Source organism: Commensalibacter sp. Nvir (assembly GCF_963921845.1).
GTDB lineage: Bacteria > Pseudomonadota > Alphaproteobacteria > Acetobacterales > Acetobacteraceae > Commensalibacter.
On the sequence record NZ_CAWUGZ010000099.1, the window covers coordinates 1 to 5,204 of the forward strand.

General features: G+C 35.8%; 4 protein-coding genes. 2 read left to right on the plus strand and 2 right to left on the minus strand.

Going from position 1 to position 5,204, the window contains the following annotated elements; translation table 11 throughout:
- Positions 1–232 precede the first annotated feature (232 nt).
- Both AABE15_RS06340 and fucO read left to right on the plus strand, forming a co-directional pair.
- Complete coding sequence (locus tag AABE15_RS06340) at positions 233–880, plus strand: L-fuculose-phosphate aldolase (RefSeq protein ID WP_338330445.1); 648 nt, start codon at positions 233–235, stop codon at positions 878–880.
- Positions 881–905: 25 nt separating this feature from the next.
- Positions 906–2,051, plus strand: a complete 1,146-nt coding sequence (gene fucO, locus AABE15_RS06345; RefSeq protein WP_338330446.1) for a lactaldehyde reductase — start codon at positions 906–908, stop codon at positions 2,049–2,051.
- 437 nt (positions 2,052–2,488) lie between these two features.
- Here the strand turns inward: fucO and AABE15_RS06350 are convergent, their stop codons facing one another.
- Together AABE15_RS06350 and AABE15_RS06355 are read right to left on the minus strand one after the other, a co-directional pair.
- Positions 2,489–3,415, minus strand: a complete 927-nt coding sequence (locus AABE15_RS06350) for an SEL1-like repeat protein (protein WP_338330447.1) — start codon at positions 3,413–3,415, stop codon at positions 2,489–2,491.
- A 1,054-nt stretch (positions 3,416–4,469) separates the two neighbouring features.
- Positions 4,470–5,204, minus strand: a 735-nt coding sequence (locus AABE15_RS06355; protein ID WP_338330448.1) for a hypothetical protein, incomplete at its 5' end; no start/stop codon positions are given.

A 5,204-nucleotide genomic window follows, 5' to 3' on the forward strand; every position in this document is an offset into this window, starting at 1 on the left:
TAGTTGAACAATACGCTATAAAAATTTTCAAAAAATGTTATCTGTGTATAGATATTGTGTTTTTGTGATATTCTTCAACTTTCTGAATAGTGTTTTATTCAAAATTTTTTATTCTTTTTTCAATAGATGACTATTTAAAAAAATTACCTATTTTAGATAAACTTGGTTCCTGTCACATAAATATTAATATGGTTTACAGAATAATCAATTTTACTTAGGAAAATTTTAAAAAATGGAAAGAAAACTATTATCAAAAAAAATAATTGATGTCTGCCTTGAAATGACACGGTTAGGGCTAAATCAGGGCACGGCGGGAAACGTAAGTGTTCGTTATAATGATGGAATGTTGATAACACCCACAGGTACCCCCTATGAAAACTTAACGGAGTCGCAAATTGTTTTTATTGATAAAGATGGAAACTATGAAGCAGGTAAAGTTCCTTCGAGCGAATGGAGATTTCATAGAGCAGTTTATCAGGCGCGTCCCACTGCCAATGCGGTGGTTCATAATCATGCAATTTATAGTACAGCCGTATCGATTTTGAATCGACCTATTCCTGCTATTCATTATATGGTTGCAGCGGCTGGAGGGTCTTCTATTCCGTGTGCGCCTTACGCGACCTTTGGCTCTAAACCTCTTTCTGAGAACGTGTTTCAATGTATGAAAACAAGTAAGGCTATTTTACTTCAACATCATGGAATGATTGCAAGCGAAGTTACTCTTGATAAGGCGTTATGGTTGGCTCAAGAGGTCGAGGTTTTGGCTCATCTTTATTTAAAAACCCTTTCTATTCAAGACCCTGTTCCTGTGTTGAGTGAGGAAGAAATGACGATTGTATTAGAAAAATTTAAAACTTATGGTTCTTCAATCGAAGAATAATTTATAAAATTTGAGGTCTATAATAATGCATAGAATGATACTTAATGAAACAAGTTGGTTCGGTCGAGGATCAATTAACCAGTTAACTTCAGAAATTGAAAATAGAGGATACACCAAAGCTTTTATTGTCACGGATAAAAATTTAGTTGAAAATAATGTAGTAAAAAAAATAACTGAGCTTTTGGATCAAAAAAAATTATCTTATTATGTTTTTGATAAAGTGATACCTAACCCAACAATTGATTTAGTCAAATTAGGTATTAGTTCTTATAAAGAAAGCCAAGCGGATTATATTATTGCTATAGGAGGCGGGTCGCCTCAGGATACCAGCAAGGCAATAGGTATCGTTACAAATAATCCAGAATTTAGCGATATATTAAGCCTAGAAGGGACCGCTAAAACCCGTCAGCCTAGCGTTCCTATTATTGCCATTCCCACGACGGCAGGGACTGCAGCAGAAGTTACCATTAATTATGTTATTACGGATGAAGAAAATAAAAGAAAGTTTGTATGTGTCGATCCACACTGCATCCCCAAAATAGCTATTATTGATGCCGATATGATGGAGGGTATGCCCCCTGCATTAAAAGCGGCCACGGGGGTAGACGCGCTGACGCATGCTATAGAAGGGTATGTAACACTAGGAGCATGGGAACTAACGGATACATTGCACCTTAAATCCATAGAAATCATTAGTAATTCATTAAGAAACTCAGTTAAAGGAATAGCGAAATCAGTCGAAGATATGGGCCTAGGCCAGTACGTAGCTGGAATGGGGTTTTCAAACGTAGGGCTAGGATTAGTACATGGAATGGCTCATCCACTAGGGGCTTTTTATAATACACCCCATGGCGTGGCAAATGCAGTGCTTTTACCCTATGTTATGCGTTATAATGCTTCGTATACGGGGGATAAATACAGATTTATAGCGTTGGCTATGGGTCTTAATATTGAAAATTTGTCCCTTTTTCAGATTAGAAATTTAGTCGTTGATGCAATTTTTCAGTTAAATCAAGATTTGGGAATTCCTCGATCACTTCAACATATAGGTGTAAAAAAAGAAGACATATCCGCATTAGCTCATGCAGCCCTTGTTGATGTATGTACTTCAGGAAATCCAAGAAAAGCTACGTTAGAAGATATAGTTGATATTTATACGGAAGCTTTTTAACGGCCTTAATAATTTCTTCACTTTGTTACACATATTGTAGTTAAAGTACAATATGTGTAAATGGTTATCATGTTTATTTTATTCTCTTTATGTTTTTATAAATATATAAATCAAAATTTCTATAGATTTTCTTATGCTTCCACAATTCGTCCTAGATGTTGATTGATCGAAGACAAGCTGAATTCAATAGGTATAATTCGTTTCAAACTTTTCAAGTAATTTCTATACGCTAATATTCATGGCTTCATATGCAAGGGTTACTGGTAAAGTAATTACGTTTAAATCAAATTGATCCTTAAAAATTAAATAATTTACGTCTGCCATTGCGGGTAGATTTTATTCTTTTCGCCTAACAGCAATGGATTTTCTTTCTTGCTTTATTTTATCCTTAAACCAGTCCATTTTATTTCAAGTTGTTCTTTTTCATTAGCTAAATTTTATTGGTCAGTGTTTAATGCTTTATAAGCATCGCATCCTGGTTGAAATTTATTTAAACAAGCTGTTTTAAAATAAGCTTTGGCTTTTATATTATCCTGAGGCACGCCTTTGCCATCTTCATACATAATTCCGAGACTGTTTTGTGCTTGAGCCAATCCCTGATTGGCCGCTTTCGTGTAGTATTCTATAGCTTTGGCATAGTCTTGAGGCACGCCTTTGCCATCTTTATACATACCTCCGAGATTGTATTGCGCCTGAGCTGATCCTTGGTTGGCGGCTTTGGTGTAGTATTCCATAGCTCTGATATAATCTTGAGGCACACCTTTGCCAGTTGCATACATAATTCCGAGATCGGTTTGTGCTGCGGCCAATCCCTGATTGGCCGCTTTCGTGTAGTATCCCATAGCTTTGGCATAATCTTGAGGCACGCCTTTGCCATATTCGTACATACCTCCGAGATTGGTTTGTGCTTCGGCCAATCCTTGATTGGCGGCTTTGGTGTAGTATTCCATAGCTTTGGCATAATCTTGAGGCACGCCTTGGCCATATTCATACATAAGTCCGAGATTATATTGCGCTTGAGCCAATCCTCGATTGGCGGCTTTGGTGTAGTATTCCATAGCTTTGGCATAATCTTGAGGCACGCCTTTGCCATATTCATACATAAATCCGAGACCGCTTTGCGCTTGGGCCAATCCCTGATTGGCGGCTTTAATAAGCCATTCCATAGCTTTAGCATAATCTTGATGCACGCCTTGGCCCGTTGCATACATAAATCCGAGATTATATTGCGCTGAAGCGTCGCCTTGGTTAGATTTTTGTTCTAGTGTTGTAAGATTTGATGGGCTCGTATCTTCGGCGAAAGACTGGGGTGTAGCAAGTGCAAGGTTAAACCCTAGCAATAAAATGTATTTCAGTGTCTTCATGAGTTTACGCTTTTAAATAATATTTTCTATGGTCTTAAAATTAATCGAAGTGGATAGATATAAGTTTAAAGCTAAAAAAATTGAACTGTAACTGTTTTATAGAATGAAGAGGGGAAAAAGAATATCAAGAAGCAACAATCGAAACGTTTTTAGAACATAAATTCGTGTAAAAAATTGTTAGTAACTCTGTTCGTTGGTTGGTATTTCCTTTGTAATCATAGCAAATGGTTCAAACAAAATTATTGCGATTGTATTTTTGGTAAATTACTAAAGTCCGTCAAATTTTTCTAAATCTTTGTCGTCACAACGTCAAATCACATAGACAATAGTGCCATTATTAATTAAATTTTCAACACCTAAAAAGTAACTTTAGCCGAGTAACGAAATATTGAATATTGATAATGGTAAAAAAATCTTGCTTATAGGTGTAAACATTAAAGACATAACGTTTAATAATTTTAATTAAATATTAGAATGGCTTATGTTGTAAGCCTTTTAATCATCAAACAGATCTTTTAGTACAAAGGTTTAAACTAAGGTATGAACAGTATGATTTTTCATTATGGAGATTCTGTTAAAACTAGGCGCTAGGTGTAATAAAAATTTCTGCCATGCAAATGCGTTATTGAGCTAAAATCTGAAGACTAACGTTTAGACTTTGACAAAATTTTTAGAAGTTTGTAAAGCAATATAAAATTAATGTGTTAGCGTATTTTGAAATAGTACCGTTTTACAATGTGACGGTAGCGTAATTGGTAATGACTTACAAAAGCAACATATTAGGACATCAAACGAAATACATTTTTTCAATTTCTTAAGATCATAAACTATTCTTTTTTTAAAAATTAAAAACAAGATTATGGTGAGAAAAAATGGGCATGGCTATAAGCAAACCCCTGTTAAAGCCATCGTAGAAATAGTTGTATAACGTATTGCATTCAACTATAGTTCTTTAAAATAGATTTTAAGATTGACAATAAAATAATAACGAAAAGCGTAAAGATTGGTCTTGGAGAACTCTCCTTTACGCTTAAATTCAGTCGATTGTAACAAGTTACTTCTGTTTTCGTTTCGCTAAGCTTTCTGCAATCATGCCTGGATCTGCGATTTCAGTAATGCTAGCAAGTGCATCAATTCCCCAGCGTTGTGCGTAGGTTGCCCCGTCAAATTTCTGTGTAAAAACCAGAGTATCGTTCATGGCCGTATTGAAAAGATTTCCTCCAAACCATGTGCAATTGGTTATGGCGGTATATACCCCTTGACGTCCGGTAGTTGGGGTTATTCCCATGGTTTTACCAATTGCGGTGCTTTCTTGATTAAGTTGGGGGATGATGCTGTTTTCCATATTTTGGATGATTTTTTGTGTAATTGGAGTGATATATTCATATCCAAACCCACGGTCAGCGGTATCGTTAGTTTGGCCATCTGTATCTCCATCGTGAACATAGCCAAACGTTTCGTGGTAGGCGTAGGTGGAATAATCTCCTTTTGTTGCGGAATGAAAAATAATAATCCAAGTATGGCCAAAATCTCCGCCTCCAAACATTTCATTTAGAGCTTCGATTACTTTTTCTGCACGTTCTGTTTTGTCGGGGTATTGATCGGCAATAGAATTGCCTTTATCGATTACTGCTTGTAGATCTGTTCGTTGCGCCGTACGATTAACACGAATGGAAATTTGTGGGTAACCGATGGAGGAATTTCCAGTAGTATCAATAACAGAAGAATCTATATCGCCTATGTTTAAAAGTGTATTTTTTTGTGTCATTCTAAATATCCATAGTAATAA